This window comes from Streptomyces sp. NPDC087901 (assembly GCF_044742205.1).
Classification (GTDB): domain Bacteria; phylum Actinomycetota; class Actinomycetes; order Streptomycetales; family Streptomycetaceae; genus Streptomyces.
In genome coordinates this window covers 285,286-310,798 of record NZ_JBIUUC010000004.1, presented here as the reverse complement: position 1 = coordinate 310,798, position 25,513 = coordinate 285,286, and the positions used below count along the sequence as shown (strand labels likewise).

The 25,513-nt window shown below is 71.3% G+C and carries 23 protein-coding genes; 12 read left to right on the top strand and 11 right to left on the bottom strand.

Going from position 1 to position 25,513, the window contains the following annotated elements; genetic code table 11:
• The first annotated feature begins 861 nt into the window (after positions 1-861).
• From ACIOEW_RS15130 to ACIOEW_RS15110, 5 genes are all read left to right on the top strand, one after another.
• Positions 862-1,113, top strand: coding sequence for a hypothetical protein (locus ACIOEW_RS15130; protein WP_362539842.1), 252 nt, complete (start codon positions 862-864; stop codon positions 1,111-1,113).
• 80 nt (positions 1,114-1,193) lie between these two features.
• On the top strand, positions 1,194-1,805 hold the full coding sequence (locus ACIOEW_RS15125; protein ID WP_401964167.1) for a PadR family transcriptional regulator: 612 nt from the start codon (positions 1,194-1,196) through the stop codon (positions 1,803-1,805).
• Positions 1,806-1,951: 146 nt separating this feature from the next.
• Complete coding sequence (locus ACIOEW_RS15120; protein WP_401964165.1) at positions 1,952-2,725, top strand: ABC transporter ATP-binding protein; 774 nt, start codon at positions 1,952-1,954, stop codon at positions 2,723-2,725.
• Positions 2,722-5,565, top strand: a complete 2,844-nt coding sequence (locus ACIOEW_RS15115) for an FtsX-like permease family protein (RefSeq protein WP_401964163.1) — start codon at positions 2,722-2,724, stop codon at positions 5,563-5,565. Before ACIOEW_RS15120 ends, ACIOEW_RS15115 begins: the two co-directional genes overlap by 4 nt.
• Before the next feature lie 131 nt (positions 5,566-5,696).
• The gene (locus ACIOEW_RS15110) at positions 5,697-6,251 is read left to right on the top strand and encodes a bacterial proteasome activator family protein (RefSeq protein WP_401964161.1); all 555 of its coding nucleotides are present in this window, start codon (positions 5,697-5,699) and stop codon (positions 6,249-6,251) included.
• Positions 6,252-6,448: 197 nt separating this feature from the next.
• Here ACIOEW_RS15110 and ACIOEW_RS15105 read toward each other — a convergent pair whose 3' ends face one another.
• From ACIOEW_RS15105 to pdhA, 7 genes are all read right to left on the bottom strand, one after another.
• Positions 6,449-7,438 (bottom strand): NAD(P)H-quinone oxidoreductase, encoded by a 990-nt coding sequence (locus ACIOEW_RS15105; protein ID WP_401964160.1) that lies wholly within the window; start codon positions 7,436-7,438, stop codon positions 6,449-6,451.
• A 181-nt stretch (positions 7,439-7,619) separates the two neighbouring features.
• The gene (locus ACIOEW_RS15100; RefSeq protein WP_362540573.1) at positions 7,620-8,693 is read right to left on the bottom strand and encodes a potassium channel family protein; all 1,074 of its coding nucleotides are present in this window, start codon (positions 8,691-8,693) and stop codon (positions 7,620-7,622) included.
• A 20-nt stretch (positions 8,694-8,713) separates the two neighbouring features.
• Entirely contained in the window at positions 8,714-10,438 is a 1,725-nt protein-coding gene (locus ACIOEW_RS15095; RefSeq protein WP_401964451.1) for a molybdopterin-binding protein, read from the bottom strand.
• A 263-nt stretch (positions 10,439-10,701) separates the two neighbouring features.
• Positions 10,702-11,550 carry an NTP transferase domain-containing protein gene (locus tag ACIOEW_RS15090; protein WP_401964159.1) on the bottom strand — a complete coding sequence of 283 codons (849 nt, stop codon included), beginning with the start codon at positions 11,548-11,550 and terminating at the stop codon, positions 10,702-10,704.
• A 233-nt stretch (positions 11,551-11,783) separates the two neighbouring features.
• Entirely contained in the window at positions 11,784-13,250 is a 1,467-nt protein-coding gene (locus ACIOEW_RS15085; protein WP_401964157.1) for a dihydrolipoamide acetyltransferase family protein, read from the bottom strand.
• Positions 13,250-14,281: an alpha-ketoacid dehydrogenase subunit beta gene (locus ACIOEW_RS15080; protein ID WP_362539864.1), complete on the bottom strand. Its 1,032-nt coding sequence runs from the start codon at positions 14,279-14,281 to the stop codon at positions 13,250-13,252. The genes ACIOEW_RS15085 and ACIOEW_RS15080 overlap by 1 nt, the downstream gene beginning before the upstream one ends.
• Complete coding sequence (pdhA, locus tag ACIOEW_RS15075; RefSeq protein ID WP_401964155.1) at positions 14,278-15,450, bottom strand: pyruvate dehydrogenase (acetyl-transferring) E1 component subunit alpha; 1,173 nt, start codon at positions 15,448-15,450, stop codon at positions 14,278-14,280. The genes ACIOEW_RS15080 and pdhA overlap by 4 nt, the downstream gene beginning before the upstream one ends.
• Positions 15,451-15,711: 261 nt before the next feature.
• On the opposite strand from pdhA, the gene ACIOEW_RS15070 reads away from it, so the two are divergent.
• Positions 15,712-16,218, top strand: coding sequence for an Lrp/AsnC family transcriptional regulator (locus ACIOEW_RS15070; protein ID WP_401964450.1), 507 nt, complete (start codon positions 15,712-15,714; stop codon positions 16,216-16,218).
• 42 nt (positions 16,219-16,260) lie between these two features.
• Here the strand turns inward: ACIOEW_RS15070 and ACIOEW_RS15065 are convergent, their stop codons facing one another.
• A complete protein-coding gene (locus ACIOEW_RS15065) occupies positions 16,261-16,854 on the bottom strand; it encodes a TetR/AcrR family transcriptional regulator (RefSeq protein WP_362539873.1) in 594 nt (197 codons plus the stop codon).
• 123 nt (positions 16,855-16,977) lie between these two features.
• Here ACIOEW_RS15065 and paaN point away from each other — a divergent pair, with 123 nt between their 5' ends.
• Positions 16,978-18,678 carry a phenylacetic acid degradation protein PaaN gene (paaN, locus tag ACIOEW_RS15060; protein WP_401964154.1) on the top strand — a complete coding sequence of 567 codons (1,701 nt, stop codon included), beginning with the start codon at positions 16,978-16,980 and terminating at the stop codon, positions 18,676-18,678.
• Between the two features lie 177 nt (positions 18,679-18,855).
• Here paaN and ACIOEW_RS15055 read toward each other — a convergent pair whose 3' ends face one another.
• From ACIOEW_RS15055 to ACIOEW_RS15045, 3 genes are read right to left on the bottom strand one after another with little or no spacing between them, the layout of a single operon-like run.
• Positions 18,856-19,629 (bottom strand): TrmH family RNA methyltransferase, encoded by a 774-nt coding sequence (locus tag ACIOEW_RS15055; RefSeq protein ID WP_401964152.1) that lies wholly within the window; start codon positions 19,627-19,629, stop codon positions 18,856-18,858.
• A complete protein-coding gene (locus ACIOEW_RS15050) occupies positions 19,626-20,888 on the bottom strand; it encodes an HTTM domain-containing protein (protein ID WP_401964151.1) in 1,263 nt (420 codons plus the stop codon). Before ACIOEW_RS15050 ends, ACIOEW_RS15055 begins: the two co-directional genes overlap by 4 nt.
• Positions 20,885-21,799 carry a DUF5819 family protein gene (locus tag ACIOEW_RS15045; RefSeq protein WP_401964149.1) on the bottom strand — a complete coding sequence of 305 codons (915 nt, stop codon included), beginning with the start codon at positions 21,797-21,799 and terminating at the stop codon, positions 20,885-20,887. The genes ACIOEW_RS15050 and ACIOEW_RS15045 overlap by 4 nt, the downstream gene beginning before the upstream one ends.
• Before the next feature lie 114 nt (positions 21,800-21,913).
• Here ACIOEW_RS15045 and paaA point away from each other — a divergent pair, with 114 nt between their 5' ends.
• The 5 genes from paaA to ACIOEW_RS15020 are packed head-to-tail and all read left to right on the top strand — an operon-like array spanning position 21,914 to position 25,462.
• Positions 21,914-22,918 carry a 1,2-phenylacetyl-CoA epoxidase subunit PaaA gene (gene paaA / locus ACIOEW_RS15040; protein ID WP_401964148.1) on the top strand — a complete coding sequence of 335 codons (1,005 nt, stop codon included), beginning with the start codon at positions 21,914-21,916 and terminating at the stop codon, positions 22,916-22,918.
• On the top strand, positions 22,915-23,205 hold the full coding sequence (paaB, locus tag ACIOEW_RS15035; protein ID WP_219572877.1) for a 1,2-phenylacetyl-CoA epoxidase subunit PaaB: 291 nt from the start codon (positions 22,915-22,917) through the stop codon (positions 23,203-23,205). Before paaA ends, paaB begins: the two co-directional genes overlap by 4 nt.
• Positions 23,202-23,903, top strand: a complete 702-nt coding sequence (gene paaC, locus ACIOEW_RS15030) for a 1,2-phenylacetyl-CoA epoxidase subunit PaaC (protein WP_401964146.1) — start codon at positions 23,202-23,204, stop codon at positions 23,901-23,903. The genes paaB and paaC overlap by 4 nt, the downstream gene beginning before the upstream one ends.
• Complete coding sequence (paaD, locus tag ACIOEW_RS15025; RefSeq protein ID WP_401964145.1) at positions 23,897-24,403, top strand: 1,2-phenylacetyl-CoA epoxidase subunit PaaD; 507 nt, start codon at positions 23,897-23,899, stop codon at positions 24,401-24,403. Before paaC ends, paaD begins: the two co-directional genes overlap by 7 nt.
• Positions 24,404-25,462 (top strand): 2Fe-2S iron-sulfur cluster-binding protein, encoded by a 1,059-nt coding sequence (locus tag ACIOEW_RS15020; protein ID WP_401964143.1) that lies wholly within the window; start codon positions 24,404-24,406, stop codon positions 25,460-25,462.
• Positions 25,463-25,513: the final 51 nt, after the last annotated feature.

The following is a 25,513-nucleotide window of genomic DNA, read 5'->3' as shown; positions in this document are numbered from 1 at the left end:
GGCGTGGGGTCTGGGGTGTTGAGTGCGGGGTTTCGCCGGGGGCGCGTGGGTTGCAGGGCGTGCGGGGCGTAGGGGCGCGGTTGTACGGCCTCTGCTGATGGTGTTGCAGGTGCCGCTGGTGCTGCCTCTGCTCCTGGTGTTGCTGCGAGGCGCTGCCTTGGCGTCGCGCCGCCATCCGTCCGCATCACCGGAGATGCCGGACATACCGTCACATGTGACGCTGACCTCATGGCTTCAGGACACCTCGCCTCGCGGCACTCGCGGTGTGTGGCCTGCCTGGCATTGACGGCAGCCGCGACACTGGGGGCCATGACGGGCGGGGAGGCGCAGGCCGGCCAGCGCGCTTCCGTCCGGGGCGAGGCGACGGCCGGCGCGTCCGAGTCGCCGAGAGTGCCTCTCGCGCCTCTCCTGCCTCTCTCACCTCTCTCGTCCCCCTCACCCCTTTCGCCTTTCGCGCCTCTCCTGCCCGGGGCGTCGCCGGGGCTCTCGGCTGCGCTGTCGTCCGCTTCACCGCCCGCTTCACCGCCCGTTCCGCCGCCCGTTCCGCCGTCCGCGCTGCCGTCCGTATCGCCGTCGGCTCCCTCGTTCGTTTCCTCGTCCGTTCCGTCGCCGGTTCCGTCGCCGGTTCTCTCGTCGGCAACCCCTTCCGTCTCGCGCTCCGGCGCCCCCGTCACCTCATCGAACGCGCCTGCGCACCCCGCGCCTCTGCCGTCGTCCGCCGCCTCCCGTGCGGCCTCCGCATCCTCGTCCGCCGCCTCCGTTCCGCCTTCGCCCGGCGCCGGATCACCGCGCCCGGACGACATCGGGGCGCTGTTGGCCGGGCGGCCCGCCGGGGAGGGGCGGCAGCGGCCCGGGAGGCCGATGACGCCCAAGGAGCTCGCCCGGGCCGACGCCCTCGACGAGGCCGAGAAGGAACCACCGGCGACGCAGCCCGCCGCCGTGCCGTCCCTCACTCCGGAGCCGAGCACGTCCCCCGGAGCCGGCCGGATGTCACAGCAGGCCCTGGAGGGACCGGCCGCCCAGCAGGTCAAGCAGGTGTCGCTCGGGACGGGAATCGCCCTGATCGGCTTGGGACTCGGTTTCTTCGCCTACCGCATGCGCCGCTCCGGCTGAGCACCGTACCGACGGCGGTCAGTCACCTCGGCGGCGGCGAGGACTTGCATCCATCGACATACTCGGTATACATACTCAGTATGTCGATCCGCCATGGGCTACTGGCCCTACTGGAGCGGGGGCCCCGCTACGGCTCCCAGCTCCGCACCGAATTCGAGTCGCGCACCGGCTCCACCTGGCCGCTCAACGTCGGACAGGTGTACACGACGCTGAGCAGACTGGAGCGCGACGGCCTGGTCGTCCAGGACGGCGAGGACGAGCAGGGGCACGCCCTCTACTCGATCAGCGACGACGGACACACCGAACTGCGCACCTGGTTCGAGACGCCGGTCGACCGCAGCAGCCCGCCCCGAGACGAGCTGGCCATCAAGCTCGCCATGGCCGTCGGCGCCCCCGGCGTCGACATCCGGGCCATCATCCAGTCCCAGCGCCACCACACGGTGAAGGCGATGCAGGACTACACCCGCCTCAAGGCGCAGGCCCTCAGCGACGTCCCCGCCAACCGCGACGAAGTCGCCTGGCTGCTCGTACTGGAACAGCTGATCTTCCAGGCCGAGGCCGAGGCCCGCTGGCTGGACCACTGCGAGTCCCGGCTGGTCCGTCTCGCCGAGGCCGCCGCCACGGAGCCGGAGGCGCCCACGTCCCCGCGCAGCGGGGCACGCGCCGCCTCCCGGCTCCGCGCACGCCGCTGAACCCACCACGGCAGCCGCGGGCCGTACGCGCCTCTGGGCGACCGCTCAGACCGCGCACCGCGCACTGCTGAGCCCATGGCCGCGACGACCACCGGGCCACGCGCACAGACCGACCACAGACCCGTTCCAGGGGGGAACCCACCGTCATGTCCCCGCACATCCCGTCCCCGTCCCCGGCCGCTCCGCACCTGCCGGTGGACGCACCGGTGCTCGAACTCCGCGACCTCACCCGCACCCATGGCACCGGCATCGCCGAGGTGCACGCCCTGCGCGGGATCAACCTGTCCGTGCACCCCGGTGAGCTCGTCGCCGTGATGGGCCCCTCCGGCTCGGGCAAGTCCACCCTGCTGACCCTGGCCGGCGGTCTCGACACCGCGACACGCGGCCAGATCATCATCGAGGGCCAGGACATCTCCGTACTCGGCCGCAAAGGCATCGCGGCTCTGCGCCGCCGCAGCGTCGGCTACGTCTTCCAGGACTACAACCTGATCCCCGCCCTGACCGCCGCCGAGAACATCGCCCTGCCGCGCGAGCTCGACGGGATCTCGGTCCGCAAGGCGCGCAAGGAGGCCCTGGCCGCCCTGGAGGAGATGAACCTCCTGGAGGTCGCCGACCGCTTCCCGGACGAGATGTCCGGCGGCCAGCAGCAACGCGTCGCGATCGCCCGCGCACTCGTGGGGGACCGGCGCCTGGTGCTCGCCGACGAACCGACCGGGGCCCTCGACTCCGAGACCGGCGAGGCCGTCCTCGCGCTGCTGCGCAACCGCTGCGACCAGGGCGCCGCCGGGGTGATGGTGACGCACGAGCCCCGTTACGCGGCCTGGGCGGACCGGGTGGTCTTCCTGCGGGACGGCTCCATCGTCGACCAGACGCTGACCGTCGGAGCCGATTCGCTGCTGGCCGCCGGGAGTGCCGAGTGAGCCTCTTCACGGGGTGGCGCGCCGCCCTCCGGATTGCCCGCCGCGACGCCATGCGGGCGAAGGGCCGCAGCGCCCTGGTGGTCGCCATGATCGCGCTGCCGGTGCTCGGGGTGACCGCGGCCGACGTCACGTACCGCAGTGTCGACTCCACCGAGGCCGAGCAGCTGACGGCCCAAATGGGCTCGGCCGACGCGCTGTTCAGCGACCCCGGCATGGGGCCGCTGCAGCAGATGCCCGCCGGGGACTCGTACGACATCGCCGGTGACGAAGCACCCGAGGGGGACGTCCCGCCGGTCGACATGCGCACGGCCTTCCCCGAGGGGGCGCGGGCGATCAGCATGCGGTCCGTGCCCGCGAGCGTCACGACCGCGTACGGGCTCACCGGCACCGAAATCGTGGAGTTCCGGACCTCGGACCCGATGGCCCGGGGCAAGGTCGACCTGATCGAGGGCGAGTTCCCGCACGGCACCGGTGAGATGGCGGCCACGAAGCCGTTCCTGGAGTCGTCCGGGCTGCACATCGGATCCCGCACCACCGTGAACAACACCGGGCGGACATACACGATCACCGGTGTGGTCGAGCAGCCCACCGACCTGAAGGCGCAGCAGCTGTACGCCGATCCGGGTGCCGTCATCGCCCCGTGGCAGGCAGCGTCCGACCGCGACAAGAAGGTGCTGCCGCCCAACACCGGATCGGCCGAGTGGCTGGTCAAGGGGTCCAGGGGGGCCGGAATCGGCTGGGGCGACGTACTCACGGCCAACAAGGCCGGCGCCCTCGTCGTGTCCCGCCAGGTGGTCCTGGACCCGCCGCCGGACTCCGAAGTCCCGATGGCACAGTCGGATACCAGCTACTACTCGAACGACTCCGGCGAGGAGAGCGCGGCCCTCGTCACCGTGGTCGCCATGGCCCTCCTGGAGATCGTCCTGCTCGCCGGACCGGCCTTCGCCGTCGGTGCGCGCCGCTCACGCCGTCAGCTCGGACTCCTCGGCACCTGCGGCGGCGACCGCCGCCATGTGCGTGCCGTGGTGCTCTCCGGCGGGCTGGTGCTGGGCGCAGTCGGGGCGGTGACCGGTGTCGCGGCCGGGCTGCTGCTCACGATGGTGTTCCGGCCGCTGATCGAGGACTGGGCCGGGCAGCGCTTCGGCTCCCTGCTCCTGAAGCCGACGGAACTCCTCGTCATCGCCGCGCTCGGCCTGGTCACCGGGCTCCTTGCGGCGTTCGCCCCGGCGATCGTGGCCGCTCGGCAGTCCGTGCTGGAATCGCTCACCGGGCGGCGCGGTGTGCGCCGCAGCTCCCGGGTGCTGCCCACCGTGGGCGCCTGTGTGCTGGCCCTCGGCATCGCCGTCGCCGTCTTCGGCGGTACCCGCGGCGAGTCCACGCTGGTCGCCGGCGGCTCGGTCGTCGCCGAGCTCGGGCTGCTCGCCTGCATTCCGGTGATCGTCGGCCTGCTGGGCCGGCTCGGCCGCAGACTGCCCCTCTCGCCGCGGATGGCCCTGCGCGACGCCGCCCGCAACCGCGGCCGCACCGCTCCGGCGGTCGCCGCCGTGATGGCGGCCGTCGCGGGCTCGGTGGCCATCGCGACGTACATGTCCAGCAGTCTGGCCGAGTCCGACCAGGACTACACGCCCATGCTGGCCCAGGGGACGATGGTCCTCTCGTCCACCGACGCCAAGGCGGCCGAGCGGCTCCCACTGGTCCGCGCGTCCGTCGAGCGGAACATGGCGGTGACCGGCGGTCACGCCGACTTCTCCCGGGTCTGGGCGGGCAGCGACTGCGGCGTCTACTACGAGGACGAGAACAGCTGCGGCAGCATGGAGCTGGTCAAGCCCACCGGCAAGGGCCACACATGCCCGCTCAACACGAAGGGCGCCAAGGAGCTCGCCGCACGGCTCTCCGCGGAGGAGCACCGGCAGATGATGCGGTCCCCCGCCTGCATGGACGAGTACATCTCCTCGGGCAGTTTCAGCTCGGAGTCGAACAACATCGTGGTGGGCGGCCCCGAACTGCTCCGCACCTACGCGAAGCTCGACGACCCCGCGGCCGCCGCGGCTCTGAAGGCCGGCACCCCCGTCCTGCTGAACCAGGCGTACGCGAAGGACGGCGAGGTCACACTCAAGGCCGTCCACATGTACAACGCCAAGGACGAGAAGAACCGCAAGCTGCACCCTGGTCCGGCGCGCACGTCCACGGACCGGATGAAGGTGTACGTCGCGGACGCCGAGTACGCCGCCACCCCCGGCATCCGCATGATCCTTCCCCAGCGGACCGCCGAGCGGCTCGGCCTGCACACGGAGCCGTCCGGCAGTGTGTACGCCGTCCCCCACCCGCCCTCGGAGGCCGAGGAGCAGCGCGTCTCGGCCGCCATCGACCAGGCCGGCGGCGGGCTCTGGCTCCAGACCGAACGCGGTCCGGGCGACCGGGAGAACATCATTCTGCTGATCCTCACCCTGTTCGCCGGTGTGGTGACCCTGGGTGCGGCAGCCATCACCACCGGCCTCGCCAAGGCCGACGCGGAGGCCGACCTCACCACACTGAGCGCGGTAGGCGCGCCCCCGCGGGTAAGGCGGACGCTGTCGGGCTTCCAGTGCCTGGTGGTGGCACTCACCGGGGTACTGCTCGGCACGGCGGCGGGCCTGGTGCCCGCGGTGGCGCTGCGCATGGTCGACCTGCGCAACTCGATGGACGCGATGCGGGAGGAGCCCATGGAGTCCGCCTTCACGCCGATCGTGCTGCCCTGGGCGACCATCGGGCTGCTGGCTGTGGTCGTCCCGCTGCTGGCCGGGCTGCTGGCGGCGGCGCTCACCCGCTCCCGGCTGACGCTGGCCCGGCGCGCCGGGTGAACCCCCACAAGGTCGCGGCGGCCGCCTGACCGGCTGCTCCTGCGCACATCCGGTGCCCTCGGAAACGGTGGATCATCCGTTCCCGGGGGCACCACCATGTTGTACGGCGCGTGTGCGAGACAATGGGCGGCATGGAGATGCCGAGGAATGAACGGTCGCAGGAGCACCCCCAAGTCCTCGTAGTGGGACAGGACGGAATGGCGATCGGCGGCGGTGGCGGTGGCACTGACGACGAGTCGCGGGAGGTCCCGGTGACGGAGATGGTCGAGCAGCCCGCGAAGGTCATGCGCATCGGCAGCATGATCAAGCAACTCCTGGAGGAGGTCAGGGCGGCTCCCCTGGACGAGGCGAGCCGAGTGCGCCTGAAGGAGATCCACGCCAGCTCGGTCAAGGAGCTGGAGGACGGCCTCGCGCCGGAGCTGGTGGAGGAGCTGGAGCGGCTCTCCCTGCCGTTCACCGAGGAGTCGGTCCCCTCCGAGGCGGAACTCCGGATCGCACAGGCTCAGCTGGTCGGCTGGCTGGAGGGCCTTTTCCACGGCATCCAGACGGCGTTGTTCGCCCAGCAGATGGCGGCCCGGGCGCAGCTGGAGCAGATGCGCCGCGCGCTGCCTCCCGGCAGCGGTCACGAGGAGGAGGACGGCGGCGCGGACCCGCACGGAGCGCTCCGCTCCGGCCCGTACCTGTAGTACCGGCCCGGTTCCGTACCCCTGGACCCACCGATCCACCGATCCACCGATCCACTGCTCCACTGCTCCACTGATCCCGCGCGAAGGGCCCGGCACACGAAGCTTGAGTTCGTGTACCGGGCCCTTCGCGCGTTCTTGGCTCTGCGGGGCTGGTCTGCGGGGCTCTGCGAGAGGCCGTTGGGCGCTCTGGAGCGGGATCAGGCCGTTGCGGGTGCCTGCAAGAGGACCTTGCCGACGTGGGTGCTGGACTCCATCACCCGATGGGCCTCTGCCGCGTCCTGCATCGGCAGTGTGCGGTCCACGACTGGCCGGACGACGCCGTCGGCGATCAACGGCCAGACGTGTTCGCGTACGGCGGCCACGATCGCGGCCTTCTCGGCGAGCGGGCGCCCGCGCAGTGAGGTCGCCGTGACGGCAGCCCGCTTGCTCAGCAGCGCGCCGAGGTTCAGCTCGCCCTTTGCCCCGCCCTGGAGGCCGATGATCGCGAGCCGCCCGTTGACGGCGAGCGCCTGCACGTTCCGGTCCAGGTACTTCGCACCGACGATGTCGAGGATGACGTCCGCACCCGCTCCGTCCGTCGCCTTGCGGAGCTCCTCGACGAAGTCCTGTTCCCGGTAGTCGATGAGGATGTCCGCGCCGAGTTCCGCACAGCGGGCCAGCTTCTCCGGCCCTCCGGCGGTCACGGCGACCCGGGCGCCGACGGCCTTGGCGAGCTGGATCGCCATCGTGCCGATACCACTCGACCCGCCGTGCACCAGCAGTGTCTCGGCGGGGCGCAGGTGGGCCACCATGAACACGTTGGACCAGACGGTGGCCGTCACTTCGGGCAGCGCCGCAGCAAGTGTGAGGTCCAGCCCGCCCGGTACGGGGAGCAACTGCCCGACGGGGACGGCGACCTTCTCCGCATAGCCGCCGCCCGCGAGGAGCGCGCACACCTCGTCGCCGACCGACCAGCCGATGACTCCGGGACCGAGGGCCGAGATGCGGCCCGCGCACTCCAGACCCGGGTAGGGGGACGCGCCGGGCGGCGGGTTGTAGAAGCCCTGCCGCTGGAGCACATCGGCCCGGTTGACCGCGCTGGACACGACATCGACGAGGACCTCGCCCTCGCCGGGTACGGGATCGGGCACCTCGGCCCACACGAGCGCCTCTGGGCCACCGGGTTCGGGGATCGTGATCGCATGCATGGCCGCGAGGCTACTCCGTGGCGGGTGGACGGCCACGATGCGCGGTGGTGCGGCGCGGGACAGCCGGCGGATCCGCGCCGCACCCGGGCGAGGGCAGTCTGCGGCCCGCGTCGCACCCGGGCGAGGACAGCCAACGTATCCGCGCCGCACCCGGGCGGGGGCAGTCGGCGGCCCGCGTCGCTCAGACGCGCGGGGCCGCCTGCGGAGGGTGGTTCAGGGGCGGCTCGTTGGAGGCACGCACGATGGTGATCAGCCGGTCCGTCAGCTGCAGCGGACTGGCGGCCGGATCGTCATACCCCAGCAGCCGGTGGCCACGCAGGACGCTGACGACCAGGTCATCGGTCTCCCGGACGCTCTTGCCCACCTCGGCCTTTATGACCGGCCGTTCGACGAGATCGAGTCCGCTGCCCTGCTGGATCAGGTCCTCCATCACCGTTCCCGCACTGGGGCTGAGCACGGAGAGACCGAGCAGCCGTCCCGCCGCGCTGGCGCTGGTGATGACGGCGTCGGCGCCGGACTGCCGCAGCAGGGGAGCGTTCTCCTCCTCGCGGACCGCGGCCACGATCTTCGCGCCGCGGTTGAGCTGACGTGCGGTCAGTGCGACCAGCACCGCCGTGTCGTCGCGCTGGGTGGCGATGATGATCTGCCGCGCCTTCTGCAGCTCGGCCCGCAGCAGCACGTCGCTACGTGTCGCGTCCCCGAGCACGCCGGTGAAGCCCTCGGCGTTGGCGATCTCTATCACCTTGGACGCCGGGTCGACGACGACGATCTGGTCCTTCCGCAGCCCGGTGGCGCAGAGGGTCTGGATAGCCGAACGGCCCTTCGTGCCGAAGCCGACGACAACGGTGTGGTCACGCAAGTTGGTTCTCCAACGCTTCAGCCGGAAGTCCTCGCGGGTCCGTTCCGTAAGGACCTCAAGGGTGGTGCCGACCAGGATGATGAGGAAGAGGACGCGCAGTGGTGTCACGAGCACCACATTGGTGAGCCGGGCGCCGTCGCCGTACGGAGTGATGTCGCCGTATCCGGTGGTGGAGAGCGTGACCGTCGCGTAGTACACCGCGTCCAGAAGGTCGACCTTGCCGTCGGCGGCGTCGTGGTAGCCGCCACGGTCGACCCAGACGATCAGCACCGTGGCAGCCAGCACCATCAGAGCCATCATCAGCCGCTTGGCGACCTGACGAGCCGGTCCGTCGACGACCCTGCGCGGGAGCATCACCCGGGTGGGGACGACATGCTCGTCGGCGCGCCTGGCCATCGCGTCATGGCCGGGAAGTTTCACGTGAAACACCCTTCAGTCCACGGCGTCGCCGGGGCCCACGGTAGATCGAGGATCTCCACCTCGGTGCCGGACCGTACCCCGCCCGGCTCCACAACGGCCAGCCCGTCCGCCGCGGCGACGCCGCGCAGCATGGCAGGTCCGTTGTAATGCAGGGGTACGACGTAATCTGCACCGCCTCCGGTTCCCTTGCTGTCGCGGCGAGTTGCCGAACCGGGGGCAGAAGTGGGGCCGGTGACGGGGCCGGTGGCCGGGCCGCGAGTGTCGTCTGTGCGATGGACCACGGGTACCAGACGCGTGTCGTGCGGATGGCCGTGCACGTCGCCGCGTATGGCCACTCGGTAGGCGTCCTCGGGGGTCCGGCCTGCCAGCCCGTTGAGCAGCGGCTCGGCCAGGGTGAGCAACCCGGACACCGCGGCCAGCGGGTTGCCGGGCAGCCCGACCAGATACGGGCCTCCGGCCGCCAGCCGGGCCAGCAGCATCGGGTGGCCTGGGCGCACGGCCACCCCGTCGACGAGCAGCTCGGCACCGATCCGGGCCAGGACGGGGTGCACATGGTCGACAGGTCCGGCGGCGGTACCGCCGGTGGTGACGATCAGGTCGGCGTCGGAGCCGGTGACGGCCTGCTGGAGGGCTTCCGCGTCGTCGCCGAGGCGGCGCGGCGCGGAGACTTCGGCACCCAGCGCGCGCAGCCAGGGGCCGATCATCGGGCCGAGCGCATCCCGGATCAGGCCGTCGTGCGGCAGCCCGGCGGTGAGGAGTTCGTCGCCCAGGACGAGGACGTCGACGCGCGGCCGGGGCCGAGTCGGCAGTTCGTCGTAGCCGGCGGCTGCGGCCAGTCCGAGGACGGCGGGCGTCACCAGCGTTCCGGCAGGGAGGAGTTGGTCGCCCGAGCGGCACTCCTGTCCGCGCGGCCTGATGTCCTGCCCGGGATTCACCTGGCGCCGGGCGTGCAGCGACCCCTTGGCCCTGTCGGCGTGGGCGTGTTCGCTTCGGATGACGGCGGTGACGTCCGCCGGGATCCGGGCCCCTGTGGCGATGCGGATGGCATCGCCGTCGGGGATCGGGGTGGGTGTGGCGTGACCGGCGAGGATCCCCTCGTCGTCCCGGATGGCCCACGGTCCCGGCCCTGCGACGGCCCAGCCGTCCATGGCGGAGGTGTCGAAGGGCGGCAGGTCGGTGAGAGCGGCGAGCGGCTCGGCGAGCACGTGCCCGAGCGTCCGGTCGAGAGGAAGCCGCACGGTACGCGGAGGAACCGTCCGCCCGGCCCTGGCGGCAACGGCACGGGCCTCGCCCCACGAGGTGGCGCGGGTATGCGGCCGGTCGCGGGGGGTGGGCCGGTCCCGGTCGGGCGCGGGGGAGGGCCCGACGCGGTCAGGGGAGCCCGAGTCCGGGCCGACGCGGTGGGCGGAAGCGGTGGGGCTCGCGTGGCGGGGCGAGGCGATGGGGCCCGCGTGTCGCGGAGTGGCGGCCGGATCGGTCCGGGCCGGCTGCGGGGGCCGGTCGCGGTCCTGGGACGGCTCCGAGGCCCGGGGCTCCGGCCCTCCCCATGGGTCCGCACTCGGGTCTGCCCCCGGGTTTGACCTCGGATTTACTCCCGGGTCTGACCCCGGGTCTGACCCCGGATTTGTTCCCGGGTCCTGCCCCGGGTCCTGCCCCGGGTCCTGCCACGGGTCCGATCCTGGAGGCGCCTGTCGGCCGACCAGGGCGAGGGCCTGCGCCATGGCCCGCTCCTCGTCGTCGGCCTCGGCCTCGGCAGCGCTGTTCCGTTCGGCGCCCCGGCCGGACTCCGGAGCTGGGCGCCCGGCACCCGGCGCCGCCACGGTCGGCGTGCCCGGCACATCCGCCCCGTCCGTCGCGGCCGTCGCGCCCGACCTGCCCACCGCGCCCGACCTGCCCGCCACGCCCGTCGTGGGAGGGAGCCTGCCCATGGCCGGAGGGAGCCGGTCCGTAGCGGGCGACCGTTCGGCTCCATCGCTCTGGCCCGTCATGGCGTCTCGGTTTCGTCCGCCCACCGGAGGGCGAGAGCGGCCGCCTTCCGGGCAGCCTCGGCCACTGCCTCCACGCCGCCGCCGCCACCGCTCGCCTTCGCCGCCGCGTAACCGACCAGGAACGTCGTCAGGGGCGCGGCAGGGCGAGCGACACCGTGGGCGGCATCACGGGCGAGGTCGAGCAGGACATCGGTGTCGACGTCGAGTTCGATGCCCAGTTCGTTCTTGACTGCGGTGATCCATTCGTCCAGCACGGTCCCATGCTCCCTGATCCGGGCCCGGGCCGAAGCGATGTCCTCCCAGGTGTCGCAGTCGAACGAGGCGAGCGGGTCCGCCGCCACTCTGGACAGCTTCAGTTCGTGGGTGAGCAACCGCAGCGGCAGACCCGCCAGACCGCCGTGCTCGGTGGCGACGAGCGCCAGTTCGCGGCGCAACGGCTCCGCCCGGTAGACGGCGACCAGCGGCTGGTCCCGGCCGTCCTGATCGGTGCAGACGGCACCCTCCACATCCCCCTGGCCGGCCGCTTCCAGCAACGAGCCGATCGTGTCCGCCCCGAGGAACGGCAGATCGGCGGAGAGCACGAGTACGCGCTCCGCCGCCGTGTGCCGCACCCCCGCACCGAGCGCGGCCAACGGGCCACCACCCTGAGGCTCTTCGCGCGTCCAGGTCACCGCGCGCGCGGTGGGCCGCCTTCCCCCCACCACCACGGTGGTCCCGGCACCGGCGCAGGCACTGAGCACCCGGTCGAGCAGCGGACGGCCGCCGACGCGGACCCCGGGCTTGTCGGCGCCGCCGAGCCGCTTGGCGGCCCCTCCGGCGAGAACGATGGCGTCATACGCGGTCATGCCCCGAGTATGCGTGCCACACCATCCGGTGGATCCTCCCCGTCCACGGTCCCGTGGATCAACACGGAACAGACCGGAACGGGGAGTATCGGGGAGTACCGGGTCACCGGGTCACCGGGTCAGCGAATCTCCTGAGCGCCGGAAGAACCGCGAACGGGCCCCGGCCGCCCAGCACACAGCCGAACGACGCCCGGCCCCGCACCCCACACCCGAACGACGCCCGGCCGCGCGCCCTACAGCGTCCGTAGCAGCACCGCCGGCTGTTCCACGCAGTCGGCCACGTAGCGCAGGAAGCCTCCCGCCGTGCCGCCGTCGCAGACCCGGTGGTCGAAGGTCAGCGAGAGCTGGACGACTCGTCGCACGGCCAGCTCGCCCTCGTACACCCACGGCTTGGGGACGATCCGGCCGACCCCGAGCATCGCCGCCTCCGGGTGGTTGATGATCGGTGTCGAGCCGTCGACCCCGAACACCCCGTAGTTGTTGAGCGTGAACGTGCCGCCGGTCAGCTCCGCCGGCTTCAGCGTTCCCGTCCTCGCCGCCTCCGTAAGCCGGGCGATCTCCGCCCCGATCGACTCCGCGTTGCGCCCCTGCGCGTCCCGGACGACCGGAACGACCAGCCCGCGTTCGGTCTGGGCCGCGAACCCGAGGTGGACCTCCGGCAGCCGGACGATCTCACGCGCTTCCATGTCCACCGTGGAGTTGAGCTCGGGATACCGGGCCAGGGCGGCCGTGCAGATACGGGCGAGGAGGGCGAGCACCGACACCTTCGGACCCGCGCCGAGACCGACGATGCCGTTCATCGCTGCCCGGGCTGCCATCAGCTCGGTGGCATCGGCGTCCACCCAGCACGTGGCGTCGGGGATCTCGCGCCGGCTGCGCGCCAGCTTGTCGGCGACCGCACCCCGTACACCGCGCAACGGAATCCGTTCGCCGACGGAGCGTGCCGACGGCCCGGCAGCCACCGCGGTCCGAACCGCGGGCGTCGCGGGCTGTGCCGCAGGCGTCCCGGCCGACATCCTGGCCGATTCAGTGGCCGACGGGGTGGCCGATTCAGTGGCCGGGGCCGCAGCCGCCGACCGGATGGCGGACTCGACATCGGCCCGCAGGATCAGCCCGTCGGGCCCGGATCCCGCGAGCTGCCGCAGATCGAGGTCATGCTGCCGCGCGAGCTTGCGCACCAGCGGGGAGACGACCGCGACCGGCCCTCGTACACCCTCCGCACCCCGGACGGAGACGACAGCGTCACCAGGAGCCACAGCGGCGGAGGATGCGGAGGAGGCGGAGGCGGAGGCAACAGTGGCCACAGCAGGAACCGAAAGGCTCTCCGGCCTGACCCGCCGACGCCGCACCGGCGGCGCCCCGGTCCCGTACCCCACCAGCACATTCCCGGACCCGGACGGCTCCGCACCAGCGGCCGCCGCACCGGAGCCGGCGCCGGTCACCGGCGGTTCCACGCTCCCGACGGCGACCGTCAGCAGCGGCGCGCCAACAGGCAGTTCCGTGCCTTCGTCGCCGAAGCGTGCGGTCACCACGCCCCCGTACGGGCACGGCACCTCCACCATCGCCTTGGCCGTCTCGACCTCGACGACCGGCTGGTCGATGGCGACGACGTCGCCGACCTCCACCAGCCAGCGCACGATCTCCGCCTCGGTCAGCCCCTCACCGAGATCCGGAAGCTTGAACTCAAGCACCTGAGGCATCAGTTGTCCGCCTCCCACTGCAGTCGTGCGACGGCATCGAGCACCCGGTCCACACCCGGCAGATGATGGCGCTCCTGCATCGGCGGCGGATACGGGATGTCGAACCCGGCGACGCGCAGCACCGGCGCCTCCAGATGGTGGAAGCAGCGCTCGGTGATCCGGGCGGCGATCTCGCCACCCGGACCGCCGAAGCCGGTGGACTCATGGACGACGACGGCGCGCCCTGTGCGCCGCACGGATGCGGCGACGGTCTCGTCGTCGAACGGCACCAGCGACCGCAGGTCGACGACCTCGAGGTCCCAGCCCTCCTCGACAGCGGCCTGCGCCGCCTCCATGCAGACCGGCAGCGACGGTCCGTACGTGATCAGCGTCGCGCTGCGCCCGGGGCGGCGCACGACCGCCCGCCCGATGGGCTCGACCGCAGGGGGCGCCTGCGGCGACCAGTCCGCCTTGGACCAGTAGAGCCGCTTGGGCTCAAGGAAGACCACCGGGTCGTCGGACGCGATCGAGGCCCTCAGCAGCCCGTACGCGTCCTCGACCGTGGCGGGCGTGACGACATGGAGACCCGGGGTCGCCATGTAGTACGCCTCCGAGGAGTCGCTGTGGTGCTCGACGCCACCGATTCCGCCGCCGTAGGGGACCCGGACCGTGATGGGCAGCGGCATCGCGCCCCCGGTCCGGTTCCGCATCTTGGCGACATGGCTGATGAGCTGCTCGAACGCCGGATAGGCGAAGGCGTCGAACTGCATCTCCACGACGGGCCTGAGCCCGTACATCGCCATGCCGACGGCCGCCCCGAGGATGCCGGCCTCGGCCAGCGGGGTGTCGGTGCACCGCTCGTCACCGAACTCCTTCGCCAGGCCGTCGGTGATCCGGAAGACCCCGCCGAGCGTCCCGACATCCTCGCCGAGGACGTGCACGGAGGGGTCCTCGGCCATCGAGTCGCGCAGCGCGCGCCCGAGTGCCTGTGCCATGGTCGCGGGCTTGGCCTTCGCCGTCCGCTCCCGGGCCGTGGCCGCTGCGGTGGTCATCGCCCTGCACCCCTGTCGTCCGTGCTGTGCTCGTCGTTCTGGTCGTGCTCCGCGTCCAGCTCGACCCGCAGGCGGGCCGCCTGCTCGCGCAGTTGCGTGGTCTGCTCCGCGTACACATGGGCGAAGAGGTCCATCGGGTCGAGCACCGGGTCCGCGTTCATCCGCTCCCTCAGCTGCGCCGCCATCAGCTCCGCGGCCACGCGCGCCTCCTCGATGCCGTCGTCGCCGAGCAGTCCGCGCCCGGTCAGCTCGCGCTCCATGAGCTGGACCGGATCGTGCGCCCGCCAGGCCTCGACCTCACTGTCGCCGCGGTAGCGCGTCGCGTCGTCGGCGTTCGTGTGCGCGTCCATGCGGTAGGTGACAGCCTCCACGAGCGTCGGCCCACCGCCACTCCTGGCGCGTGCCACAGCCTCGGCGAGCACCTGGTGCACGGCGGCCGCGTCATTGCCGTCGACCAGCCGGCCGGGCATCCCGTACCCCACGGCCTTGTGGGCCAGGGACGGTGCCGCAGTCTGCTTGGCCAGGGGTACGGAGATGGCGAAGCCGTTGTTCTGCACGAGGAAGACGACCGGGGCCCGCCAGACGGCCGCGAAGTTCAGCGCCTCGTGGAAGTCGCCCTCGCTGGTGCCTCCGTCACCGACCATGGCGAGCGCCACCACATCGTCCCCCTTGAGCCGCGCCGCGTGGGCCAGACCCACGGCATGCGGCAATTGGGTGGCGAGCGGGGTGCACAGGGGGGCGATGCGGTGCTCGCGGGGGTCGTACCCGGTGTGCCGGTCGCCTCGCAGCAGGGTCAGGGCCTCGACCGGGTCCAGTCCCCGCGCCACGGCCGCGAGCGTGTCGCGGTAGCTGGGAAAGAGCCAGTCCCGCTCCTCCAGCACCAGGGCGGCCGCGATCTCGCAGGCCTCCTGCCCGGTGCTCGACGGGTAGACGGCGAGCCGGCCCTGCTTGGTGAGGGCGGTCGCCTGTGCGTTGTACCGCCGGCCGCGCACGAGCTCCGCGTAGAGCCGCAGCAGCAGCTCGGGGTCTGCGTCGGCCGCGGCGTCCGTACCGAGCACGCGGTACGGCTCGGGGTCCGGGAGCAGAGGCGCGGGATCGGTGAGCGGCTTCCAGGCCGGGGGCGGCGTGGGCCGGTAGGCGGCCGCGCCGGGCAGCTCTTGGACCGTCATGACAAGCACCTCCTGGCGTCGAGGGGTATCGGACGACATCCGCGGCATCGGGGGTGCCCGGTGCCGAGGGGTGTTGATATATGTCGAAATAACGAAAGCCGTGCAAGGCACGAATGTGGTGCGCCTCACCTACCGATTGTTCGGTCGCGAGCGCAATTTGGCTACAGGCACCGTCAGCCTGTGGACAAACGGTTCTCCACAGCCTGGGATGGGCACAGGTCGTCCAGGACGGGGAGGCACGCGAACATGGCAGCTGAACAAATGGCCGACGGGGGCGAGGAGCCCGGCCGGATTCCCCCGGCGCGCCCGCTCGACGCCGTCGACGAAGCCATCCTCCGACTGCTCCAGACGGACGGCCGCGCCTCGATACGGTCGGTGGCCGACCGCGTCCATGTATCGCGGGCCAACGCGTACGCCCGGATCAACCGGCTCATCGACGACGGTGTGATCCGCGGCTTCAGCGCGCGGGTGAACCATGAGCGGGCCGGGCAGGGAGCCTCCGCGTACATCACGCTCAAGATCGTCCAGAATTCCTGGCGCACCGTGCGGGAGCAGCTCCAGGCCTTGCCCGGGGCCACGCACATCGCGCTGGTCAGCGGCGACTTCGACGTCCTGCTGCTCGTGCACACCCCCGACAACCGGTCGCTGCGCGAGCTGGTCCTGACGAGAATCCAGGCCATTCCGGAAGTGCTCTCCACCCGCACACTGCTGGTGTTCGAGGAGACGGATCTGGCCCCGGGCTCCGACCGGCCGACGGAACTCACCTGAGTCGGGACACCGGCCGGGACACCCGGCACCGGGGGCGACGGGTCAGCGGCTGGACTTCATGCCTTCGAAAGCGAGCTGTACGACGGTGTCGGCGAGCCGCTCCCCCTCCGCGCCGCCGTCCGACAGCGGCCGGAACCACTCCACCAGCGAGTTGACCATCCCGAACAGCAGCCGCGTCGCCAGCCGTATGTCCACGTCGGAGCGGAGATCACCGTCCGCGACCGCCGCCTTGAGCAGATCGGCGACGCGCTGGTCGAACTCACGCCGCCGCTCGAGCGCCCAGCGCTCGGTCTTCGTGTTGCCCCGCACCCGCAGCAGCAGCGTGACGTAGGGAAGTTCGGATATCAGCACCTCGACGGTGCGCCGCGTGACGTACTCGACGCGCTCGATCGCACGGCCCCGCGTCGCGCCGGACTCGTCGAGGATGCCGAAAAGCCCGTCCAGCGCCCGGCTGACCGCGCGCCGCAGCAGCTCTTCCTTGCCGGCGACATGGTGGTAGATGGACGACTTGGAGATGCCCGCCGCCTTCGACAGGTGCTCCATCGACGTGCCGTCGTAACCGCGCTCATTGAAGACACGGACGGCGACGGTGAGCAGAGTCTCCGGGGTGTACGTGTCCCGCTTGGCCGTGGTCATGCCCGCGATCCTCCCCTACGAGTTGTCCACAGGTTTCGTGGGCCCCCTTGTCCCGACCGATCGTTCGGTTACTCTAACTCTGTCCGCCCGCCCCTGCCCAGCTCGATGAGGAGTTGGTCCGTCATGGCCGCCGAGCTCTCCCCGCACCTGCTGTCCGAGAAGCACCGTCCCACGCTCGACCAGGCCCTCGACGCGATCCGCTCGCGTGCCTACTGGTCGCCGCATCCCGAGCACCCGAAGGCCTACGGCGAGGGCGGCGCGCCCGGCAGCCTGGGCGCCGCCGAGGGCAAGGCCGCCTTCGACGCGGTGCTGCACACCCGTCTCGACCTGGGCCAGCCCGGGACCGACGGGTGGACGGGCGGAGAGATCTCTCCGTACGGTCCGGAGCTGGCCGTCGAGTATCCGCACGCCGACCTCGACGTGCTGCTCCCCGCGATGCGCGCGGGCATCCCCGCCTGGCGCGAGGCCGGCCCGGAGACCAGGGCTCTGGTCTGCCTGGAGATCCTGGCGCGGATCAGCGCCCGCACCCATGAATTCGGCCACGCGGTGATGCACACCAGCGGACAGGCCTTCATGATGGCGTTCCAGGCCGGCGGCCCGCACGCCCAGGACCGCGGCCTGGAGGCGGTGGCGTATGCGTACGAGGAGCAGATGCGCGCCCCCCGGAGCGCCGACTGGTCGAAGCCGCAGGGCAAGCGCGACCCGATCGACCTGCACAAGACGTTCACCGCGGCCGGACGCGGCATCTCACTGCTGATCGGCTGCAACACCTTCCCCACGTGGAACGGCTACCCGGGCCTCTTCGCCTCCCTCGCCACCGGCAATCCGGTCCTGGTCAAGCCGCACCCCCGCGCGGTGCTCCCACTGGCCCTCACCGTCCAGCTGGCACGCGAGGTGCTCACCGAGACGGGCTTCGACCCCAACCTGGTCGCGCTGGCCGCCGAGCGCCCGGGCGAGGGCATCGCCAAAACCCTGGCGGTCCGTCCGGAGATCAGGATCATCGACTACACCGGCTCCACCGAGTTCGGTGACTGGCTGGAGGCCAACGCCCGCCAGGCACAGGTGTACACGGAGAAGGCCGGGGTCAACACGATCGTCCTCGACGCCACGGACGACTACCGCGGCATGCTGGCCAACCTGGCGTTCTCACTCTCCCTGTACAGCGGCCAGATGTGCACCACCCCGCAGAACCTTCTGATCCCGCGGGACGGCATCACCACGGACGTCGGCGACAAGTCGTACGACGACGTGGTCACCGATATCGCCGCGGCCGTCACCGGACTCCTGGGTGACGACGCCCGGGCGAACGGCCTGCTGGGCGCCCTGGTCAACCCGGCGGTGAAGGCCCGCCTGGAGGCGGCCGCACAGCTGGGCGAAGTGGCTCTGCCCTCGCGGGAAGTGGCCAACCCGGACTTCCCCGAAGCAGTCGTCCGTACACCGCTGATCGTCAAGCTCGACGGCAGCAAGCCGGACGACGATTCGCCCTACCTGTCGGAGTGCTTCGGCCCGGTCTCGTTCGCGGTCGCGGTCGATTCGACGGCGGATGCGGTGGAACTGCTGCGCCGCACCATCCGCGACAAGGGGGCGATGACGGTCGGCGCCTACACCACCTCACCGGAGGTGGAGCGCGCGGTGGAGGACGTCTGCCTGGACGAGTCGGCCCAGCTCTCCCTGAATCTGACCGGCGGGGTCTACGTCAACCAGACGGCGGCGTTCTCCGATTTCCACGGCTCAGGAGGAAACCCCGCGGCAAACGCGGCGCTGTGCGACGGCGCCTTCGTCTCCAACCGCTTCCGCACACTGGAAGTCCGCCGCCAACGCTGAGCCCCACTCCAACCCACCGGGCCCTCACCAGCGCGACGGCCCCTTTCCGGCCCCTCCGGACCCCTCCCAGCCCCTCCGGCGTTTGAGGAGCGGGGTCCGGGGCGGAGCCCCGGTTACGGAAAGGGGCGGGTAGGAAACAGAGCCCGCAGCAGGCGCACCCCGCCCTCCCCGTTGCCCCTACGCCCCGGGCCCCGCACCCGGACCCGGACCCGGACCCGCACCCGGAATATCCGCGTACCGCTGCACCCACGCATGCATCGCAATCGCCGCCGCAGCCCCCGCATTGATCGACCGCGTCGACCCGAACTGCGCAATCGAGCACACCATCGAGGCGTGCTTGCGAGCCTCCTCGGTCAGCCCGGGCCCCTCCTGCCCGAACAGCAGCACACACCGCCGCGGCAGCTCGGTCCGCTCCAGCGGCACCGCGCCCGGCAGATTGTCGATGCCGATGATCGGCAGTCCTTCGGCCGCCGCCCAGGCGGTCAGATCGGCGGTGTCCGGGTGGTGACGGACGTGCTGGTAGCGGTCGGTGACCATCGCTCCGCGACGGTTCCAGCGCCGACGCCCCACGATGTGCACCTCCTTGGCGAGGAAGGCGTTCGCGGTGCGCACGACGGAGCCGATGTTGAAGTCGTGGCCCCAGTTCTCCACCGCCACGTGAAAGTCGTGCCGCCGCAGATCGAGATCGGCGACGATCGCTTCCCGCGTCCAATAGCGGTATGCATCGCCCACGTTGCGCCGGTCGCCGTGGGCGAGCAGCTCGGGGTCGTACCGCTCGCCGACGGGCCAGGGCAGGGGATGCGGCCCGACGCCGATCTCCGTCCCGAACCCCTCGTCGTACTGTGCCGGCTCACCCGTCGCCGACTCCACGGACGGGTCGGCAGCCCCGCCCGCACCACCGGTGCTGCCTGTGTTGTCTGTACTGCCTGTACTGCCTGTCTCGCTGCTCACCCGACGAGCGTATGGCCCCCGCCTTCGCGGTGCTGCCACGCCTCCCGGTCCTCGGCACCGGCACCGGCACCGGCACCGGCATCCTCACGCGCACCGTCCCGCGGCCCCGGCACCTTGCCGCGCCGCCGGAACAACAGATCCCGCCCGAGGGTCGCCCTCCCTCCGAGCCACACCAGAAAGACGGTCGGCAGGAAGACGGAGTCCGCGGCGATCATGGCCATCGAGAAGAAGGGGAGCCCCAGAAGCAGGGCGATACCGAGGTGCTCGCAGATCATCGCCACGAGCAGCACGTTCTTGACGCGCCGGTTGAACAGGGTGAAGGGGAAGGCGACCTGCACGGCGACCGTGGCGTACGTCAGCACCATCACCATCAATCCGCTCGTCGCGAGAAGCTCCGAGAGACCGGGCCACGGCGTGAAGTAGTCAAGATTGAGCGGGTAGTACAGCGCAGTGCCGTCCTGCCAGCGCGAACCCTGGATCTTGTACCAGCCCGCAGTCGCGTAGATCAGGCAGACCTCGGCCATGATCACGACGAGTGTGGCGTTGTGAGCGAGGTTGGCGATGACGTCGAGCAGAGTGCGCGGCTCGCTGTGCGGTGCGTACCGGTTCACGGCCCACCAGACGCCGTGGCCGATCCACAGGATCCAGAAGAAGACCGGCAGCCAGGCGGTCCCGCCCAGGTTCCCCGTCACCGCGGCCCCGCAGAGGACCGCGCCGAAGGTCACCCACAGCAGCGGACCGGCCACATCACCACCAGGACGAGGCTCTTCGCCGGACGTGCGACGCGCACGGCGGGCGTCCAGGGACCAGACCTGTCCGCACCGGGTCAGCACCAGATAGATCGCCATGAGGTGGATGACGTTGTCGCCGCCGTCGCCCATGAAGATGCTGCGGTTCTGCAGGGAGAGCACACCGACCATGAACAGCACGGACATGGCCCGGGTATGCCAGCCCACCATCAGCAGTGCGGAGGCGACCAGTGCCAGCGCGTACACGACCTCGAACCAGACGGCGCTGTCCGACCACATCAGCGTGGTGAAGGCCTGATTGCCGGAGATGAGCTGCTGCCCCATGTCCCAGCGCCACGGGGCGTCGGGGCCGTACATCTCGCGGCGGTGCGGAATTTCGCGCAGCAGGAACAGGAGGTACGTGGCGGAGAAACCGATCCGGATGACAGCGCTCTGGTGCCGCCCCAGGGATGCGGCGGTGATGCGCTGGATGCCGCGGGCGAGCGTGCGGTCGAAGCCAGGTGTGCTCACTGGTCCGCCTCCTCGGAGTCGGCCGAGCCCTTGGGAAGGTCGGCCTCGGTGACGGTCCACCAGGGCAGCACCCGGTAGGACGGTTTGGTGCTGATCTTCTCCCCGCTCCACGCGGGGGCCGCGACCGACCGGGCCTCGGACCGGACCTGGATCCTCAGAACGTCGCCGCCGTAGTCGTGCCCACTGAGGCGCAGCATCACGATGCGCCGAATGTACTGCTCGGAAAGCTTGCCGCGCAGGCCGTTGGCCCGGTTCTGGCTGTTATGCGAGCCGAGGTAGAAGTCCCAGCCCCGGCGGAGTTCGTTCTGCTGGACGTGGCTGGGCAGCAGATTGCCGCGTATCGCCTTGCCGTCCTCGCCGGAGAGATTCATCCAGGGGGTGGTCCGTCGCTTGTCGGGGCCGGATATCTCAGCGCGCACGTGCACGGCGATGTTCTGCTGCAGAGGGTTCGGGGCGAAGAGCTTCCAGTTCTGCTCGAACTCGGGGTAGATCCATTCGTCGATCGCCTCACCGTGCTGCTTGGTCAGCGTGTTCGACGGCGCGACGTGCAGGAACACCATGGCCAGCTGTGTGCAGGCGATCAGCCCGATCACCGACAGCGCGACAGCGGCGACGACCTGGTACGGGAACGAGAGCCCGGCCATGCCGACGCGCGGCTCGGCATCGGTGGGGCGGTGGTCCGCATCGGCGTGCAGGACCGGATCGGCAGGGGGCCCGAGAACGGCCTGGGGCTGGGGCTGGGGCTGGGGCTGGGGCTGGGGCTGGGGCTGGGGCTGGGGCTCGAAAACGGTACGGGGCTCGGGAACGGTACGCGCATCGGGGTCGCCCACGGCCTCGCCCCCGCCGCCGACCTTCCCACCGGCACCCCCGCCGACACCCCCGCCGACGCCCTTGTCGTCGTACGAATCCATCCCGCCCCGATCCCCGTCGATCCCGGTCAGTTATCCACAGGGTTGACACCCTACGGGCCGCAGACTCACCATTGAAGACATTGAACCGAACGATCGGTCGGTAGGGAGTCCGGGATGGCGGCAGTGACTGCGGGCCAGACAGCGCAGGCGACAGCAGGCAGCAGCGATGGGGCGGACGGAGCCCTGGAGGCGGGCTTCGATGCCGCGGTGGCGGCCGACGAGCGCATCGAGCCACGCGACTGGATGCCCGACGCCTACCGCGCCTCGCTGGTCAGGCAAATGGCCCAGCACGCCCATTCCGAGATCATCGGAATGCAGCCGGAGGCCAACTGGATCACCCGCGCCCCCTCGCTGCGCCGCAAGGCCATCCTGATGGCCAAGGTGCAGGACGAGGCGGGACACGGGCTGTATCTGTACAGCGCGGCGGAGACCCTCGGCACGAGCCGCGAGGAGCTGCTCGACAAGCTGCACGCGGGGCGCCAGCGGTATTCATCGATCTTCAACTACCCGACCCTGACCTGGGCGGACGTCGGCGCCGTCGGCTGGCTCGTGGACGGCGCCGCGATCACCAACCAGGTCCCTCTCTGCCGCTGCTCCTACGGCCCCTACGCCCGGGCAATGGTCCGCATCTGCAAGGAGGAGTCGTTCCACCAGCGCCAGGGTTACGAGCTGCTGCTCGCCCTCGGCCACGGGACACCCGCGCAGCACGAGATGGCCCAGGACGCCGTGAACCGGTGGTGGTGGCCGTCCCTGATGATGTTCGGCCCGCCGGACGACGCCTCGTCGCATTCGGCGCAGTCGATGACCTGGAAGATCAAGCGGCATTCCAACGACGAGTTGCGACAGCGCTTCGTGGACATCTGTGTGCCGCAGGCCGAGGTCCTGGGCCTCACCCTCCCCGACCCGGACCTCCGATGGAACGAGGAGCGCGGTCAGCACGATTTCGGGGCGATCGACTGGACGGAGTTCCAGGAGGTCCTGAAGGGCAACGGGCCGTGCAACGAGCAGCGCCTCACCCAGCGCCGCCGGGCTCACGAGGAAGGCGCCTGGGTCCGGGACGCAGCCGCCGCGTACGCACAGAAGCACACGGATGTACCGAACGGGGAGGCGACAGCATGAGCAGCTCGACCGACTGGCCGCTGTGGGAGGTGTTCGTGCGCTCGCGGCGCGGGCTCTCCCACACCCACGCCGGCAGCCTGCACGCCCCGGACGCCGAGATGGCCCTGCGCAACGCGCGCGATCTGTACACGCGCCGCTCCGAAGGCGTCTCCCTCTGGGTGGTGCCGTCCAGCCAGATCACGGCGTCCTCGCCGGACGAGAAGGACACGTTCTTCGAACCGGCGGGTGACAAGCCCTACCGGCACCCGACGTTCTACGCGATCCCGGACGGGGTGAAGCACCTGTGACCGCGGCCCTCGCACTCGGCGACGACGCACTGGTGCTGTCGCACCGGCTGGGGGAGTGGGCGGGTCATGCCCCCGTGCTGGAGGAGGAGCTGGCCCTCGCCAACATCGCCCTGGACCTGCTGGGCCAGGCCCGGGTCCTGCTCTCCCTGACCGGCAACGAGGACGAGCTGGCGTACCTGCGCGAGGAGCGCGCCTTTCGCAACGTCCAGCTGGTCGAGCAGCCGAACGGCGACTTCGCCCACACCATCGCCCGTCAGCTGTACTTCTCCGTCCACCAGCACGGGCTGTACGAGCAGCTGGCGGCCGGCGAAGGCGAGTTCGCCGGACTGGCGGCCAAGGCCGTCAAGGAGGTCGCCTACCACCGGGACCACGCCGAGCAGTGGACCCTGCGCCTCGGTGACGGCACGGACGAGAGTCACGAGCGCATGCAGCGCGGGGTGGACGCCCTGTGGCGCTACACCGGCGAGCTGTTCCAGCCCGTCGAAGGCGTGGACGTGGACTGGCAGGCACTGCACAGTCGCTGGCTGGACTCCATCACCGCCGTGCTGGACCGGGCCACGCTGACCGTGCCGGCTGGGCCACAGTCCGGCGCCTGGACGGCCGGCGCGGGCCGGCAGGGCATCCACACGGAGCCCTTCGGCCGGATGATCGCCGAGATGCAGCACCTGCACCGCAGCCACCCGGGGGCGTCATGGTGACCTGGACGGCCCTGGAGGAGGAGCTGCGCAGCCTGGCGGGCGCCGTCCCCGATCCGGAGCTGCCCGTACTGACCCTGGAGGAGCTGGGCGTGCTCCGGGGCGTGGAGGTGCTCGCACCGGGCCGCGTCACGGTACGGCTCACCCCGACCTACACCGGCTGCCCCGCGATAGAGGCCATGTCCACGGACATCGAGCGGGTGCTGCACGACCACGGCATGATCGAGGTCTCCGTGGTCACCGTCCTCTCCCCTGCCTGGTCCACGGACGACATAAGCGCGGAAGGACGGCGCAAGCTCGCCGAGTTCGGCATCGCGCCCCCGCGGCCGCACGACGCCGCGTCCCCCTCCGCCGGGCCCGTACCCCTCACCCTGTCGGTGCGCTGTCCGCACTGCGGCTCGACCGACACGGAGCTTCTGAGCCGGTTCTCGTCGACCGCCTGCAAGGCGCTGCGCCGCTGCGTGTCGTGCCGTGAACCGTTCGACCACTTCAAGGAGTTGTAGATGTTCCATCCGCTCCGGGTCAGCGCGATCGAGCGGCTCACGGACGATTCGGTGGCCGTCACCTTCGCCGTGCCGCCCCAGCTTCGCGAGACCTTCCGCCACAAGCCCGGCCAGCATCTCAATGTCCGCTACACCGTCGGTGGCGAGGAGATCCGGCGCTCGTACTCGATCTGCGCGCCGGCCACCGAGCAGCCTGCCGAGCCGGCACTGCGGGTGGGTATCAGGCTCGTCGACGGCGGCGCGTTCTCCACGTACGCGCTCAAGGAGCTGGCGGTCGGCGACCAGGTCGAGGCGATGCCCCCGATGGGGCGTTTCGTGCTCGCTCCGCGGGCCGGGCAGTTCGCGGCGATCGTCGGCGGCAGCGGCATCACCCCGGTGCTGTCCATCGCGGCGACCCTGCTGGCCCGGGAGACCGATGCCTCGTTCTGCCTGATCCGGAGCGACCGGACCGCCGCGTCGACGATGTTCCTGGACGAGGTCGCCGATCTCAAGGACCGCTATCCGGACCGATTCCAGTTGGTCACCGCGCTCTCCCGGGAGGAACAGCAGGCGGGTCTCCCTTCCGGAAGGCTCGATCGCGAAAGGCTCACCGGTCTGCTGCCGGCACTGCTTCCGCTGACTGAGGTCGAGGGCTGGTACCTGTGCGGCCCGCTCGGCCTGGTCCGGGCCGCGGAGGGCGCGCTGCACGGTCTGGGCGTCGACCGGGCCCGCATCCACCAGGAGATCTTCCACGTCGAGGACAACCCCGACGCATCCACCCGGCCACGGGTCGAGGCCCCCGCCCACAGCACGCTCACGGCAACCCTGGACGGCCGCTCGGGCACGTGGCCGGTACAGGAGGGCGAGTCGCTGCTGGAAACGGTGCTCCGCAGCCGTTCCGACGCGCCGTACGCCTGCAAGGGCGGGGTGTGCGGGACCTGCCGGGCCTTCCTGGTCTCGGGCGAGGTGCGGATGGACCGCAACTTCGCGCTGGAGCCGGAGGAGACGGACGCGGGGTATGTGCTGGCCTGCCAGTCCCATCCGGTGACCGGGGAGGTGAAGCTCGACTTCGACCGCTGACCCGTGGCGGCCGGAGCCACTGCAGCGCGGCGGGCGGCAGTGCGGCGCAGC